Annotated in this window: 10 protein-coding genes; 9 read left to right on the top strand and 1 reads right to left on the bottom strand. The window is 38.4% G+C overall.

Annotated elements, in window-relative coordinates; translation table 11 throughout:
* Positions 1-18: 18 nt before the first annotated feature.
* Positions 19-2,046: an NAD-dependent DNA ligase LigA gene (ligA, locus tag NL111_RS08655; protein ID WP_058121102.1), complete on the top strand. Its 2,028-nt coding sequence runs from the start codon at positions 19-21 to the stop codon at positions 2,044-2,046.
* 10 nt (positions 2,047-2,056) lie between these two features.
* Here ligA and NL111_RS08650 read toward each other — a convergent pair whose 3' ends face one another.
* Positions 2,057-2,476 carry a GtrA family protein gene (locus NL111_RS08650; RefSeq protein ID WP_002832450.1) on the bottom strand — a complete coding sequence of 140 codons (420 nt, stop codon included), beginning with the start codon at positions 2,474-2,476 and terminating at the stop codon, positions 2,057-2,059.
* A 98-nt stretch (positions 2,477-2,574) separates the two neighbouring features.
* On the opposite strand from NL111_RS08650, the gene NL111_RS08645 reads away from it, so the two are divergent.
* The 8 genes from NL111_RS08645 to NL111_RS08610 all read left to right on the top strand — a co-directional run bounded on the left by NL111_RS08645 (position 2,575) and on the right by NL111_RS08610 (position 16,622).
* Positions 2,575-3,501 carry a glycosyltransferase family 2 protein gene (locus tag NL111_RS08645; RefSeq protein ID WP_285110159.1) on the top strand — a complete coding sequence of 309 codons (927 nt, stop codon included), beginning with the start codon at positions 2,575-2,577 and terminating at the stop codon, positions 3,499-3,501.
* 191 nt (positions 3,502-3,692) lie between these two features.
* The gene (locus NL111_RS08640; RefSeq protein ID WP_004166195.1) at positions 3,693-4,502 is read left to right on the top strand and encodes an ABC transporter permease; all 810 of its coding nucleotides are present in this window, start codon (positions 3,693-3,695) and stop codon (positions 4,500-4,502) included.
* Positions 4,503-4,514: 12 nt separating this feature from the next.
* The gene (locus NL111_RS08635) at positions 4,515-5,579 is read left to right on the top strand and encodes an ABC transporter ATP-binding protein (RefSeq protein WP_204230247.1); all 1,065 of its coding nucleotides are present in this window, start codon (positions 4,515-4,517) and stop codon (positions 5,577-5,579) included.
* A gap of 19 nt (positions 5,580-5,598) precedes the next feature.
* The gene (locus NL111_RS08630; RefSeq protein ID WP_285110158.1) at positions 5,599-10,581 is read left to right on the top strand and encodes a bifunctional glycosyltransferase/CDP-glycerol:glycerophosphate glycerophosphotransferase; all 4,983 of its coding nucleotides are present in this window, start codon (positions 5,599-5,601) and stop codon (positions 10,579-10,581) included.
* A gap of 467 nt (positions 10,582-11,048) precedes the next feature.
* Positions 11,049-12,422: a putative glycosyltransferase family protein gene (locus NL111_RS08625; protein WP_285110157.1), complete on the top strand. Its 1,374-nt coding sequence runs from the start codon at positions 11,049-11,051 to the stop codon at positions 12,420-12,422.
* Positions 12,423-12,446: 24 nt separating this feature from the next.
* Positions 12,447-14,123 (top strand): putative glycosyltransferase family protein, encoded by a 1,677-nt coding sequence (locus tag NL111_RS08620; protein ID WP_004166191.1) that lies wholly within the window; start codon positions 12,447-12,449, stop codon positions 14,121-14,123.
* Positions 14,124-14,146: 23 nt separating this feature from the next.
* Positions 14,147-15,118 (top strand): glycosyltransferase family 2 protein, encoded by a 972-nt coding sequence (locus tag NL111_RS08615; RefSeq protein WP_053906224.1) that lies wholly within the window; start codon positions 14,147-14,149, stop codon positions 15,116-15,118.
* 4 nt (positions 15,119-15,122) lie between these two features.
* Positions 15,123-16,622, top strand: coding sequence for a glycosyltransferase-like membrane protein (locus tag NL111_RS08610; RefSeq protein WP_004166188.1), 1,500 nt, complete (start codon positions 15,123-15,125; stop codon positions 16,620-16,622).
* The last annotated feature ends 192 nt before the right edge of the window (positions 16,623-16,814 follow it).

The raw sequence follows: 16,814 nt of genomic DNA, 5'->3' as shown, positions 1-16,814 counted from the left end.
TGATATAGGAGAGAAAAGATGAGTTTACCGAAGCCAATTGAAAAAATGAACCTAACGGAAGCTAACGAACTTGCGGAACAACTCCGTGAAAAGCTCGACCGCTGGAGTGAGTTGTACTACACCAAAGATGCTCCCGAAGTCGAAGATTACGTTTATGATGAAAATTATGCGGACTTGCAAGCTTTAGAACAAGCATTTCCAGAAATTGCTTCACCAGATTCAATCACCCAACGCGTGGGGGGCGAAGTGCTTGCCGGATTTACCAAGGTTACCCACACCGAACCGATGCTGTCGATGGGCGACGTTTTCTCTAAGGAAGAGTTGGCGGAGTTTGACCAGCGCATTCAGAAAAATGTGGGCCATCCAGTTGATTACAACGTGGAGCTTAAAATTGACGGATTAGCGATTTCATTAGTGTATGAAGACGGTAAGCTAGTGCAGGGTTCCACCCGGGGAGACGGTAACATTGGTGAAGACATTACCAAGAATTTAAAGACCATTAAATCGGTTCCCCAGACCCTTAGTCGGCCGCTTTCTTTGGAAGTCCGGGGAGAATGCTACATGCCGAAAGCGGCGTTTGCGAAGTTAAACGAACAGCAATCGGCAGCGGGGAAATCCGTTTTTGCTAACCCACGGAACGCGGCGGCCGGTAGTTTGCGGCAACTAAACACGCAAATTACCAAAGCACGCGAGCTCGATACGTTTATCTATACGCTGGTGGAACCCGAAGTTTTGGGGGTACAAACCCAGCACGAGGCCATTCAGGCAATGGCAGAATTAGGATTTAACACTAACCCCACCCAGACGGTTTGCCACAGCTTAGACGAAGTTTGGGATTATATTGAACGTTATGAAGGTCAACGCGACGATTTGCCTTATGGAATTGACGGAATTGTTTTAAAGGTTAATGACTTAGGGCTACAAGCGGAATTGGGGCACACGGTTAAGGTGCCCCGTTGGGAAATTGCGTACAAGTTTCCTCCAGAAGAAGAAGCAACCGTGGTGCGTGACATTGAATGGTCAGTGGGCCGGACGGGGGTAGTTACTCCGACGGCGGTCATGGATCCGGTGCAACTAGCTGGAACCACGGTGAGTCGGGCAACCTTGAATAACGTGGATCAGCTTACTGCTAAGGACGTTCGGATTGGCGACACGGTGTTATTGCATAAGGCAGGAGATATTATCCCGGAAATCACCCGGGTCGTCTTGGACAAGCGCCCAGCAGACGTGGCGGACTTGACCATCCCCGATCAATGTCCTTCTTGCGGTAAAGAATTAGTACATTTAAATGGTGAAGTAGCCTTACGATGCATTAACCCAGATTGCCCCGCACAAATTGTGGCACGTTTGGAACACTTTGGATCCCGCAATGCAATGAACATTATGGGGTTGGGGCCTAAACAAATTCAGCAACTTTATGCAAAGGGATTTATTCACCATTTTGACGACCTATACAAATTAACTGCCGACCAACTAAGCCAATTAGACGGGTTTAAGGAAAAGCGGGTCAATAACTTGCTAGAAGCCATTGACCGTAGCCGGCAAAATTCTTTGGAACGTTTGGTTAACGGACTTGGAATTCAGGGCGTAGGAACCAAGATGGCTCGGACCCTTGCCGAAGCGTTTGGTTCAATGGATCGGTTAATGGAAGCGTCCGTGGAAGAATTTGACGCGGTAGATACGGTCGGTGAAACGCTGGCCAATAATTTGGCGACCTTCTTCCAAAGTGAAGCGGCGCGTAACATGATCGACGAGTTGAAGGCTGTGGACGTGAATATGGAATACCTCGGCGCACAACCAAGCGAAGCACCAGAAAACTACTTTAACGGTAAAAAGGTGGTTTTAACTGGTAAATTAGAGCATTTTACCCGTAACGAGTTGAAAGAAAAGCTGTTGAACTTAGGTGCAGACGTGGCCGGTTCGGTTTCGAAAAAAACGGACGTGTTGATTGCGGGCGCCGATGCCGGGAGCAAGTTAACTAAGGCGCAAGACCTGGGTGTAGAAGTGATTGACGAAGCCACGGCTTTAGAAAAATTAGAGCAATAAAAAAATGGGATTACTCCCATTTTTTCTTCGTCCGAAAAACGACTAATTTACTAAAAGCATAGTTAGAAATGATGACGACGACGTTATCAATGATTTTAACGAAGATGTCGTTTCCGTGGAGCAGGGAAATTCCTACGTAGAGGATGACGATATCTAACACTAACGTGGCGGCCCGCATTAAGAAAAAGCGGAGCGCTTCGGCAAATAAATCGCTGGCGGTTGAAGTGTGGGAATTGAATACCCACAGTTTGTTACTGACGTAAGCGACCAAAACCGACACGAACCAAGCAATTACGTTACTGACTTGGTAGAATATATGTAATTGGTCTACTAACACAGCAAAGACCACGATATTAACCAATGTGGTGACCACGCCCCAAAAGAGGTATGATATAAGGGATTTATATTTTTTGAAAAGTTGCTTAATCAAGGTTTCATCTCCAAGTTCTTTAGAGTTAACCTTTTAAGTAAAACATGAAACTTAAGAAAAGAAAAGTTTAGACATAAATTTTAGATAGGTGAACTAATTTGAAAAAGTTATCAGTGATTGTACCAGCTTATAATGAAGAAGAAACCGTGGAGCTGTTTTACGACGCTTTTGCGAAGGTGGAAAATCAAATGGACGTTGAGCCCGAATTGATTTTTGTCGACGATGGATCAAAAGACAAGACCCTAGTTGAAATTAAAAAACTTCAAAAATTACATGAGGAAATCCACTACATTAGTTTCTCACGGAACTTTGGTAAGGAGGCGGCGTTGTACGCCGGCTTACAAAAAGCGAGCGGAGAACTAGTAGCGGTGATGGATATTGATTTACAAGATCCACCGGAATTATTACCCCAAATGGTCAAAATGATCGAAGAGGGCGAGTATGATTCAGTGGCTACGCGGCGCAAAGACCGAGATGGAGAAAGCCGCGTGCGTTCTTTCTTTGCGCGACAATTTTACAAGTGGATCAATAAGGTAAGCTCCTTGGAACTCGTGGACGGAGCCCGCGATTTCCGCGTAATGACCCGCCAAATGGTGGATAGCGTGCTTTCTATGCGGGAACGGGAACGGTTCAGTAAGGGACTCTTTAACTGGGTCGGCTTTAACACTTACTATATTTCTTATGAGAACCGCGAACGGGCCGCTGGTAAAACTTCATGGTCCTTCTGGGGATTAATGAAGTACGCGATTGAAGGGTTCGTATCCTTCTCAACGGCACCGTTATCGTTTGTGACGTCCGCTGGGATCGCTACCTGTGTGTTAGCCGTGCTAGGAGCTTTGGCGGTAATTGTTCGGGCGATTATTTTCCCGCACACCTCTGCGTTTGGCTGGCCTTCTTTAGTAGTGATCATCCTCTTCTTTAGCGGAGTGCAACTACTAAGCTTGGGCATTATCGGTCGTTACATTGCCGAGGTTTACTTGGAAGTCAAGGACCGGCCGGTTTATATTGTTCGGGAGGAGAAGTAGGCTACAAAGTAGCTTCCGCTTGCTATTTATAAAGAATTTAATAATGTGGCGGTTTTAAAAATAGATTCGGAGTAAAATATAAAAGTGCCTTAAATTATACTTAATAATTTGCGGTAATGTTGGTTTGCATTAATCTGATGTAATCAACTTTTTTAATAAAAAATATATTCAACTATGGAAGGAATATTTTTATGAACACATTGTTTCAAATAGTTCGCGATCAATTTTTGAATTTTAAAATAATTCGTCGTATGGCAAAATACGATGATCGTGCTACATATCAAAGTCATTATCTAGGATTAACGTGGGAATTTCTAAATCCGTTAATTCAAATTGGGATTTACTATTTAGTATTCGGCGTAGCTTTGAAACATGGAGATCCAGAACCGGGTGTTCCTTATCTACCTTGGATGGTTGCCGGAATTGCCCCGTGGTTATACATGAACAAAACTACTTTAGATGCTTCAAAAAGTGTGTATCAACAAGTTGGCTTGGTTTCAAAGATGAAATTCCCGATTAATGTTTTACCTTCGATCAAGATATACGGAAATTTATATAGTTTTTGGACCATGATTGCTTTTGGTCTGTTTTTAACCTTTGCTAGTCATATTGGTTTAACGCTATTAAGCTTTCAATTCATTTACTACTTCTTTTGCATGATCGTTTTAATGTTTGCGTTGGGTATTTTTAACTCAACCGTTAGTGTCTTAATCCGGGATTGGCACATCACGTTGCAGTCCGTTTTAAGGGTTTTGTTTTACATGAGTGGGGTGTTATTTAATTTTGTAACCTCTAACTTCCCACGACCATTAATCCGATTGCTAGAGTTAAATCCCTTCTATTACGTAATAAACGGGATGCGTCTTTCGATGTTTTCTACCGGGACCATGCTACAAGATCCTGCACTTACTTTATTTTTCTGGTGTTTTATTATCTTGATAGGTATTTTTGGGTCTTATTTACACAATAAATTCAGATCAGATTTTGTGGATTTGATTTAGGAGAATTGATATATGGATTATAAAATTCAAGTTAAAAATGTAACTAAAGAGTATGATTTATACAAAAGTAAAAGCGATCGGTTAAAAAACTTTTTTAATATTAAAAAAACAGACGTACCGCATTTTTGGTCACTTAAGGGAGTCTCGTTGGACGTTAAGCAAGGTGAAACTCTTGGGATTATTGGAGTGAATGGTTCGGGAAAATCAACCATTTCAAACATCATTTCGGGAATTATCCCCCAAACCACTGGAACGGTAGATGTTAAAGGGGATACCTCGATTATTTCTATCGGTGCAGGACTTAAATGGAACTTGACGGGGCTTGAAAATATTCGACTAAAAGGGTTGATGCAAGGCCTATCAATCAAAGAAATTAATGATATTCGTCAGGATATCATTGATTTTGCTGACATCGGAAGTTTTATTAACCAGCCTGTAAAAGATTACTCAACTGGGATGCGCTCCCGTCTCGGCTTTGCCATCGCGGTTCACATTAACCCAGATATCATTATTATTGACGAAGCATTGTCTGTTGGAGACGCAACTTTTTACCAAAAGTGCGTTGACAAAATTATGGAATTTAAAAAGCAAGGAAAAACAATTGTATTTGTGAGTCATGCTTTAGGACAGGTAGAAAAGATTTGTGATACAGTTGCTTGGATGCATTACGGTGAGTTAAAAGACGTCGGTCCAGCTGAAAAGGTAATTGCCGAATACCGCGCTTTTTATGCGGATTTTAAGGCAATGTCCGCTAAGGAGAAAAAAGAGTATCAAGCAACCAAAAAGGCGGAACAACTTGATTTTGATGTTGAGGCGTACCAAAAAGAATTAGTAGAAGAAAAGATAGCTCAGGGTAGTAAACCTACTGAAGCTAAAAAGTCAGTGCATAATGTACTTTACAAGCAAGTGCTACCAGAAAAAATGACCTTGATGACAAGGTTAGCAGTTGTAATTCTTGTATTGTTAATGCTGGGAATTGGTTTTTCACATATTATGGGGTATTCATTTTTTAGTTTGTTAGAAAATCCGGCTCGAATTTTTCATAAATTAGCGGCGGGCTTCATAGCATTATTATAATTTTGTGAGGAGAATAGCGGTGAAGAGAGAGTTTGTAAGAGGAAAACTAAGCATTATCGTGCCTTGTTATAAAGTCGAGGATTATATCAAAGAATGTTTGGATTCGTTAGCAAATCAAACATATAAAGATATCGAAGTCATCATGGTAGATGATGGATCCCCAGATAATACAGGAGCAATTCTTGATGAATACGATAGTAAATATCCGACATTTACTGCTGTTCACACTCCTAACGGTGGGTTGAGTGCGGCGCGAAATGCAGGATTGGATTATGTTACTGGGGAATTTCTTGCATTTGTTGACTCGGATGATGTAGTTCCCAAAAATGCGTATGAAAAATTAGTAGGTTCCCTATTACAAACGGGTTCGGATCTCGCTTCGGGATTTGTAAATAGGTTTAATTCTAAAAAAGTATACCCTTCGGTTTTGCATGAAAAAGCAATTCCGGAAACTTTACTTCAAACTAATATTAACGTAAACACTAATTTAGTTTACGATACTACGGCTTGGAATAAAGTCTATAAAGCTGAAATTTTTATAGGAAACGGCTTAAGATATCCAGAAGGATTGACCTATGAAGATATCCCGGTGTCAATGCGGTACCATCTTTTAGCTAAATCTGTTGATGTTATCGCTGAAGATACTTATCATTGGCGTGTTCGAGAGGGAGCTAACCAATCCATTACTCAGCAAAGGGCTAATTTTCAGTTGTTTTGGGATCGGATGCAGACTTTAGAAATGGCAAGAAAATCTATTTTAGAGTTGGGAGGAAGTCCAGAATTAAAGGAAGCCTTTAACTTCAAGGTTTTAGACATGGATATTCCACTTTACTTAAACGGATTCCAAAACGCTAGTGAAGAAACCCTCTTTAAGTTTCAACGGGACTTAGTTAAATTTTTAAGGAACTATGATTTAAGTGTAATTAAAGAACTTTCCATTAGAAAACAAATTCAATACTACGCGTTATTGAATGGTGATTTTCCAGATTTTAAACGTTACGGATACCAATATAAAAAAATTGGTGAAATTGTTGGTGATCACGGTCGGTATCGTTACATTAATAAGGCTTTACGTCCGAAACTAGCCGAAAAAATTGAATTGACAAAGGGCGCGGTTGAAGGTAAGTCGAAGGTTGACCGTGTTTATTGTGAAAACGATCAAGTAATCGTTGAAGGGCGTTGTTTCATTAGTCAAATTGCAAAGTTTGAAAAGTCTAATTTCGCGTTTGACGCTCATATCCGAAACATCCATAGTCACCAAAGTACTAATATCGAAGTAATTGTTAAAAAGAAAACTAAGCGACGGCGTATTTTTTGGGGAACTACATACTACGCCTTTAAATTAGCAATCAATGTAAAAGATGCTCTGGCTCAAATTGGAGCAGGACGTTGGGTGATTGATTTAATTGCAACGGATCTCGATTTAACGATTACAACCCCGGTCGGTAGTCCGGTTAAGCGCCGAAACGCTCTTTTGACACCCAAAAGAATCGCCAGTGACTCTGAAGAATACGTTATCAACAACGATTTTAATCGTGCCTGGAATTTGTTTTTTGACGTTCAACCTAAAATGCAGAATCAGGTTGTAGCCGGCAACCTCCCGTTGGTGAAGGATTTTAAGCTTACGGATAAAAATGTTTTGACATTTGATTTTTTGACGGATAAAAACCTGATGGATCCATTATTTATGTTCAGTTATGGGAAGGATGAACGTTACGCAGCACGAGTTGACTTAATTCAAGAAGAACGAGATTGCTTCAAGTATCGCATTTCGTTTGATTGTAACGTCCTAGAAAATGGGATCACCAGTGGTCGGCTTTACTTATATAACGCCACTAACATGGGAAGATATCAGTTTAGGTTCTCTTTAAATGAACAAGTATTCACCTTAACGAATGGTAGCTGTAAAGCCCGCGTAGATGTTTCCTCATCGTTAAGGGGAGTGCACCTTATATTTGAAAAAAATAGTGCGAAGGTTGAAAACTATACACTTGTTAATGGGGTACTTCAGCTAACCTTTTCAGTAAGCTCAAAATTAATAAATGATCTAACTAGTAAAGTGCAGTTCTTGATGATCAGTACTGACGCAAAAGAATCTTATGATGCTTTTGAGGTTAACCCGCTTACTAATGATCGCTTTGAAGTTAATATTAAGTTCAGCGATGGTAAAAAACCACTTTTTAAGAGTGGATACTATAACTTTTTTGTGGATATTGCTGGTGATGAGAACAATGTCAGAATTCCTATTTTAATGGCAGATTACCAGTCACGGAATGTTTTACAAATTAGCCGTTTTAAAAATCTAAAATTAAAACTACAAGTTAATGACGTAGGAAGGTTCCAAATTGGACTATTGCAGCAGTGGGACTGGATTGACAATTCAGTACGTAAAAGAAAAGTGGCTTACTACATCGCTTACCCACTGATGAGACTGCTACCGTTAAGCTCTAAGACGGTAGTGCTAGAAAGTTTTTGGGGTAGGTCATTTGATGACAATCCTCGGGCAATCTACGAATATTGGCAAAAGGCCCATCCTGAATACAAATTTATTTGGCCGGTAACTGATTTATCAACTAAAGTCAGTGGACAGGGAAAAGTTATTCGCCGAGGAAGCTTTAAGTACTGGTATTATTTAGCTACAGCAAAATACTTTATACAAAATACCAACTTTCCTAACTCCTACGTCAAGAGACGAGGACAAGTGGAAGTAGAAACGCTTCATGGTACATTCATGAAAAAGATGGGACTAGAAGAGCCTTCCATGAGAAATAGCACAGCCAAAGGACAACGCAATTTCATGAAACGAAACCGACGGTGGGATTATTTGATTTCGCCATCAGCTTACATGGACCGAGTGGGTGCGAACGCATTTGATTTCAAAAATGAAGTACTTAGCGTGGGCTTTCCAAGAAATGATGAATTAATCAACAACAATAATCCTGAGTTCATCAAAAACTTAAAGTTGAATATTGGAATCCCTCTTGATAAGAAAGTGGTTTTGTATGCCCCCACATATCGTCAAGCCGGAAAACTTGATTTTGAGATGGATCTTAAGGCAATGCAGGATAAACTAGCAGACGACTATGTGGTTTTGGTGCGGCTCCATCATTTAGTAGCAAACGCGATTGATATTCACGAATTTGAAGGATTTGCCTATGATTTATCAGCGTATCCTAACATTGCGGATTTGTATCTAATTGCTGATGTCTTAATTACTGATTACAGTTCCGTAATGTTTGACTACGGATATTTAAAACGTCCAATGATTTTCTTTGCTTACGACTTGGATTGGTACCTCGATGATTCTAACCGTGGTGTTTACTTGGACTACGTTAAAACCGTTCCAGGGCCAATTGCACAAAGTACTGAGCAAATCATCTACTATTTACAAAAACCGGATAAATTAGAAGCAGAGTACGGAAGTAAATTGGAATGGTTCTATAATGAATTTTGTACCTATGGTAGAGATGGTGATGCTTCAAAGAATACCGTGGAACAAGTTATTAATAGTAAGATTACTAGGGATAACGGAGAAAAGGGCTTCTTTACTAGTAAATTAGCCCATGCTTTAGGAGTAACAAGTCTCGAAATGGGCGCACTTAATCTACTTGGACAATTTTTAAAGCGAAGCAAGTTAATAGTTTTTGAAAGCAACGGTGGGCGTGCTACTGATAGTGATCCTCGTGCCTTGTATGAATATCTTAGAGTCCATCCTAATGGTTATAAATTATTGTGGTTAGCGAGTGCTGATCAAACCGAACGTTTCCGTTCTGCAGCCTTGCCTTATGTGATCAAAAAATCGTTAAAGGGGATTGTTGCCCGTGCAAGAGCCAGTTTTTATATAACTAATTCTGAGGTGGCGGTAAATTGGAAAAAGCCTCGGGGGATGAAGGTAATTCAAACTGGGAACGGGAGCCCGTTGAAAAAAGTCGGGACGGATTTAAGTTCGGACTTTATTCCGGGACAGTCAATCTACCAATACCAAAAAAATCAAGTGATTGAAGGCCGCAAGTGGGATTATCTTTTAGCTGGGAACGCAACTGCTGCTGATTTGCAGAAGAATGCGTTCAGACTTGGTGATAACCAAATCGTTATGAGTGGGCTGCCAAGAATTGACCAGTTATTAGATATGGACTCTACTAAACGAGAAAAAATTCGTCAAGAATTGGGAATTACTGCTACTAAACGGGTGATCTTGTATGAACCAACTTGGAGAGACGATGAGATTGTTTATGTAGACCAGTATGGAATGGAAAGTAAAGTTGATTTTGAAAAATTAAGCCGCTCACTACCTAAAGATGTGGTAGTACTTGTTAAGTTCCACCCTCTAATTACGAGTGGTAGACCTAAATTTAAGAAATTGGATAATATTATCGATGTTTCTGATTGGCAATCTAACGTTGAACTTCTTGCAGTAGCAGATTTGTTGGTAACTGACTATTCATCAGTATTATTTGATTTTGCCGTTACTAATAAGCCAATGATCTTTATGGCTCCAGACCTAGAAGAGTACCAAGATTATGTTCGGGGACTTTACGTAGAGGATTATGAAGAGTTTGTTCCAGGGCCGGTTGTAAGATCAACTGCCGAATTGTTAGAAGCTATCAATTCATGGATAAGCGCAGATCCGAAATGGCGAGATTATCAACGAAAGGTCGAAAAATTTAATCAAGAATATAACTCATGGAACGATGGTAGAAGTGCCCAAAAAGCAATGAATTACGTGTTTAATCGCAGCTGTTATAGTGTAGAAAAGATTAGTAATCCAGTTGAAAGCATTAAATTAAAGGATGCAACCTTACTATGGAGCGGTGTATATGGGCAAAAGGATACCCAGTTCCTCGGTAATTTTGATATAGCTCAAGCTGATGCCGTAACTTTTACAGTTTTAGAAACACGAGTATTAGAAGATCCTATCAACAAAACGTTAGTTGGCGCAAAGTTCTTTAAAATAAAAATAGCCGATAAGTTTGTTTGGGTATCTGAGCATTCAGCAGAATAGCTATGCTATACTTTAGTGTGGCGTAAACAATTATTATATAAATACTGTGATTGACTTAGAATAGTTGTTTTAGCTGTTAAGTTATTCACAGTATTTTTATTATTTAGGAGAGTAGATAAATGTCAGTTAAGATTATGCCAAAAATAAAAAAATATTATCCAGGATTGGTAATACTACTTGTGGGATTACTGTTTGTTTCCCCACAGATTCTTAATAAAAGCATCATCTTTGGAGCCGATGTGCCCTTTCATTTCAACCGTGTTTATGATGTTTACATGCAATTAAAGACCCATAACTTTAACTTCTTTCAAATGGATTACGGCTTTAATCAAAGTGGAAGAATTATAAATGCATTATACGGGCCCGGATTTGCCTATTTTTTAGGATTAATATTATTCTTTGTAAGAAGCTGGTTGAAATTTCAGGTTGTAACGTCTTTCGCTATATTTGTGATTAGCGGTTATTTAATGTATAAATTGGCAACTAAATTAGGAGCCGAGAAAAAGTTTGCCACCATTGGGGCGGTAATTTTCATGTCTAGTTACTGGATCCAATCATGGGTAACGGTGGAATCCTTTATGGCTTGGGGAACGATGTTAATGCCTCTTGAAATAATGGTGGGTATTGACATGATAAAATTTGATCCGCGTAAATTTTCGGCAGTTAAATTAGCACTGGTTGTGGCTTTAGTAATTCAAGTTCACGTGCTTAGTGCACTCTTTACGGTCGTGGCATTTTTAATTTTCTTTGTAATTGGCTTAGTTAAGGCTAAGGAGCGGATTAAATTATTTTGGAAAACGGCGGAAGCCGGAATTTTATGTTTAGTATTAACTTTTAATGTTTGGGGCGCAATGTTAGAAGTCTTTAGTACTAATAGCATAGTTACACCATTTCCCGTTGCAAACATGTCTAAGGAAACCGTTAATTTATCCGTAGGAAATACATCTATTTACGAATTGGGGTTAGTAGTAAGTATTATTTATTTAGTCCAAATTGGGTATGTATTGTACAAGTGGAAGGTTGTTGACTTTACGAATAAAGTGGTCACGTTAATTGGCGGAATGTTTTTACTTCTAGCATCTAACGTGGTCCCTTGGAGAACAATCAGTACTTATTTTGGTAAAATTGAAAGTTTACTTCAATTTCCATACCGTTTCCTAACCATCGCATCAGTATTATTGATTGCTGGTTTCGCAATGAGTTTAAGTGAAATGAAACGTTCTTCCAAGTCTAGCTTTGTTCCAGTCGAACTTGCAGCAATTATTGGAGCTATTTTTATTACAATGGGAACGTTTAATGGGATTCAAAATGCAGCCTTAGTGTGGTATTCTAATTGGCCAATCTCAACGAAGACTCCCATTATTAAAACTAAACAGTTTACTGCAGCAGAATTTCGTAACGAGATGAAGAGTGCAGATCTCAAAAGAGGGCTAAAGCTGGTTACAAAGGGTTATCCAGATTATTTACCAACCTCGAGTAAAAACTTATTTGCTAACAACAATCCTTACGGTATTTACGCAGAAGAAATCATTTTTAATCAAAAAGGATTTCATAAGAGCGTTAAGGGTAATACTTTGACCGTGCGTTGGCACAGTAATAAAAATGCTGAAAAAACAATGGTGCCAGTTACAGTATACAAAAATTCACAGGTTTCTTTGAATGGAACAAGGTTAAGTAATGACACCATTAAATTAACGAAAATTGGTACCCCAGTTATTAGCAGTCGTAAGGGAAAAAATGAGTTACGGCTGGCTTATAAATCATCCTTAATTTCAAAATATAGTTTATGGTTAGTTGCGGTGGTTTGGGTATTATGCATTATTTTTGTTTTAGTAATTTAAGTTGATCATAAGGAGAGCAGGTTAATGCCTAATAAAAAACAGCTCGTGGTGGTAGGAAAACTTTTTTTGATTTCTTTATTCATTGTTTCTCCCCAAATATTTTTTCATAACAGCATCATCATTTCTGCAGATACAATCTTTCATCTGAATAGGTTTTATGATACGTATATGCAAATAAGGGAACATAATTTTCAGCCTTTCATCATGATGTATGGGTTTGGAGGAGTTGGTCGATACATCAATGTACTTTATGGACCAATCTTTGCTTATGTATGTGGGTTCTTATTATGGATTCTTAAATCATATTACCGTTTACAGCTAGTGCTTAATTTTATAGTTGTGTTTACGTCAGTTTCGACAACGTACTATATGCTAAAAGTTGGCGGGATAAAGGATAAAAAGCTTTTGCTTATTGGTCCTACCATTTACGCTACAAGTTTTGCAATTACTTCTTGGGTTATTGATAACGAGTTTTTAGGAGTGGGAGCAAGCGTATTACCATTAGCAGTTGCTGTCGCCATCCGGATGGTTGATGGAAAACGGAGCAAAAACGTTAATATAGCTGAAATGGCATTAACGATGATTGTGTTGATGCAGTTACATATTTTATCCTCAATAATCGGTTTGTCATTAATCTGCGTAACCTTTATTTATGCCATGACCGTTCAGAAAGGAAAGCGGTTATTAATAGTACGAGATAGTGTGATTTCGGCAGCAATTACATTGATTGGCACGGTGAACGTTTGGGGCGTTTACCTGATCTTAAATTCGCAAGATAAATTAATGACTCCTTACCCGTATGCAAACCCGCAAGCAAGTGTATTAAAGTGGGGGGATACTATTGGAAATGCGGTTTTGCCTCCAGCAATTGCGTTGACATTGGCATTTGCGGTTGGAATTGCTATTTTACATAGGGATGCCATGAATAGGGATCAACAATTTCTAGAATGGGTAGGTATTGGTTATTTACTGCTGGCAAGTGGGATTTTTCCGTGGAATGATCTTTTTAAAATACTTCCTGCAATGTATATTTTACAATTTCCTTTCCGGATAGCTCCGATTGGTATTCTATTGGTTATTTATGGAATGCTATCTGTTTTACAAAATGGTCAACAGCTAAATCATAATTTTAAAGTGCTGGCTATTATTTTAATGGGTTTGACTTGTGTAAGCGCGATGGACACCGTCAGTCGTTTTTCAGATGCACTGAACAGATGGAATGTTTCTGCTAAACCTTTTGGAGCGGTTGGTTACATAACATATCGAGGGCAGAAGAATTACGCGGTTCAAGAAGCATTTAGCAGTCGAAACTTAAATGCTCCGTGGAAAATTTTAGCTAAACCAATTCCCGATTACTTGCCTGCTACCCGGCAAATGGAGAAGTTAAATAAACCAGGTTCTTTAAAATGCAGAAATAATAATTTATATCAAATGTTTAAAGGGATTGAAGGCCTCTATTTAAATGAAAATAATTTTTCTCGTTCTGTAAAGGACGGTTGGATTAACATTAAGTGGAATCAAAGAAAAAGCGCCTACGTTACGGTACCAGTAGTGCGCTACCAAGGTACGCGCTACGTACTTAATGGACATAGTTTAAGCACCAATAAAGTAAAGTTGGGTAAGATGGGAAGTACCAAGGTTTACTGTAAAAAGGGGCATAACGAACTAAAAGTTAAGTATGTGTTTCAAATAAATAGATAATCCCTAGGAAGGTTGTTTATCAGATGAAGGATTTATTAACAATAGTTGTTCCGTGTTTTAATGAAGAAGAAGTGCTACCGGAAACGCACAAAGAGTTAGAAAATATTTTAATAAATTTAAAAAAGCAAAAATTAATTCACTCCGAGAGTAAAGTTTTGTTCGTTGATGATGGCAGCAAAGATCAAACATGGTCGCTAATTGAAGAGTACACTAAAAAATTTGACGATATAACTGGGATCAAATTTAGCCGAAATTATGGTCACCAAAATGCGCTAATTGCGGGGATGTCCACGGCTGTTGAATTTTCAGATATGATTATCACGATTGATGCTGATTTACAAGATGACGTAAATGCAATCCCTGAAATGGTTAAAAAGTATCATGCAGGCAATGACGTAGTTTACGGTGTTCGTAATAATCGTGATACTGATACAGCTTTTAAACGTGATACAGCAATGTTGTTTTATCGAGTAATGGAAAAAATCGGGGTTAAACTCATCCCTAATTCGGCTGATTACCGTTTGATGAGTAAACGAGCTGTACGGGATCTGCTTCAATTTAAAGAGCGAAACCTTTTCTTAAGGGGAATCGTGCCACTAGTAGGGTATCCATCGGATAAAGTTTATTACGCGCGTAAAGAACGGTTTGCCGGTACATCGAAGTATCCATTAAAAAAGATGGTGCGCTTTGCGATGGATGGAATTACCTCATTTTCCGACGCCCCAATTCATTTAATCTTCGGGATGGGAACGGTAATCGTTTTGATCAGTATTGTATTAATGATCTATGCGCTAATTGAAAAAATAGTTGGGCACGTAGTTTCTGGATGGACTTCATTAATGATTTCCATCTGGTTACTAGGGGGCGTACAGTTAATTTCCCTTAGCGTAATTGGTGAATATATTGGGAAAATTTTCTCGGAAGTTAAGCACCGTCCACGTTTTACGATTGAGAAGGATGAATACACAAAAAAATTTGTAGACAAAGGAATGTAGGATTTTGAAATTCAATATACAAGGCCTAAGCAATAAATTTATTAATATATTTTTTGTGTTTCTAGGTATACTGAGCATTTTGGGTGCCGCTAGCTTATTACGAAATGATTTGTCTGAATTATCGGGTAAGATGGTACTAGCTATTGATATTGCGATCATCGGCATAGTCTTAATAATTCCGCTAAGGAAAGACTTTAAACGTTTGGATAATAAAGTTACCTACCTACTGGCGTTAACGGCATTATTTATTTGGCAATGCTGGATAGTGATGACAATGACTTCGATAACTAAGTGGGATCCGACGCTCATTTTATATAAGGCAATTGGACATCCTATTTGGGATCGCAACTATTTTTCTATTTATCCTAACAATCTTTTCCTTTTAAGTGCAGAGCATTTTTTATGGCTTATTTTTGGTAAACCGGAGTTAGTACTTTTCACAAAAGAACTTGGTTTTTTGAACATCTTTTTATTGGATTCCTCGATTTTGTTTTTGGGAAGGATTTTGCGAAATAACTATGGCAAACGTTTATCTAATTTCTATATTTTAGCCAGTTTGTTATTGATCGGCTGTTCGCCATGGATAACAATCCCCTATAGTGATATATGGGCATTTTGCGTAAGCTCTTTGAACATGAGCATTGTTCTACTGTTAACTCATCAGGAAAACACTAAACTTAAAACAAGCATTTTAACTGGATTTTTAAGCTTGTTGCTAGTAGTTAGTTATTTTTTAAAGCCCACTTTAGTTATTTTTTATATCGCTCTGTTGATAATTTCTCTTTTGCAGTTTGTAAAGGGCGAACGTAGAATGAGCATTAGGGTGGTATCTTTATTTGTAATATTAATAGTTGCGTTTTTTGCGGCATTTAGTTTTTACAAGAAAAATACTAACTTGGTTTCTGTTGATGAAAACAAGTCGTTTTCGCTATTTCACTTTGCGGCAATGGGAATTTCTGGACGTGGAGGTTATAATCCTCAAGATACTTTTAAAGATAAGTCGATTAAAAATTATGAAAATCGTAAGAATCGGGACTTAAGGGTCTTAAAAAAACGTTTCAACAAAATGGGGCCAACGGCTTACGAGCGTTTTTTGATGAATAAGCAGATCTACAATACGGAAGACGGAACGTTTACGTGGGGAAATGAAGCTGACACGACGATGGTAGATAAGAGTTTAAGCAAAACGTTACCTAGAAGGTTATTTACGGTTAAAAATCGAGCTAGCCGGACCAATAGTTTCTCTGTTGTAATGCAAGTGATTTGGCTATTGACTTTGCTATTTATGGTGTTCACTTGTTTTAATGAGGAATGGATGGTTCAACTGCTAAAATATACGGTGATAGGATTCTTTTTCTTCCTGCTTCTTTTTGAAGGAGGAAGGAGTAGGTATGTTATTCAATTTTTACCTTTTATAATTTTGTTAGCTAGTTTTGGCTTTGATAATTTTATAAGCAAGTACGTGCGGAAAAACAACCAATTGGCAACAAATTTAGACGAATGAAATTTTCTGAAGGGTTTAATTTGGAAGCCCGGATGATAATTAACCTTAATAGAAATAGAGTGCAAAAAAGGTAAAACATTTTTTAAACTATACTCCTAATTTAGTAGGCACAGAAATAAGTGAAATTTCTGTCTATCTAGTTAGGAGTTTTATTTTATTGAATTTAATAATGGCTAAATCATTTTTGGGTGT

The organism is Pediococcus sp. AC40 (assembly GCF_030252485.1).
In the GTDB taxonomy this organism is placed as follows: Bacteria; Bacillota; Bacilli; order Lactobacillales; family Lactobacillaceae; genus Pediococcus; species Pediococcus acidilactici.
This window is presented reverse-complemented; position numbering and strand designations above follow the sequence as displayed.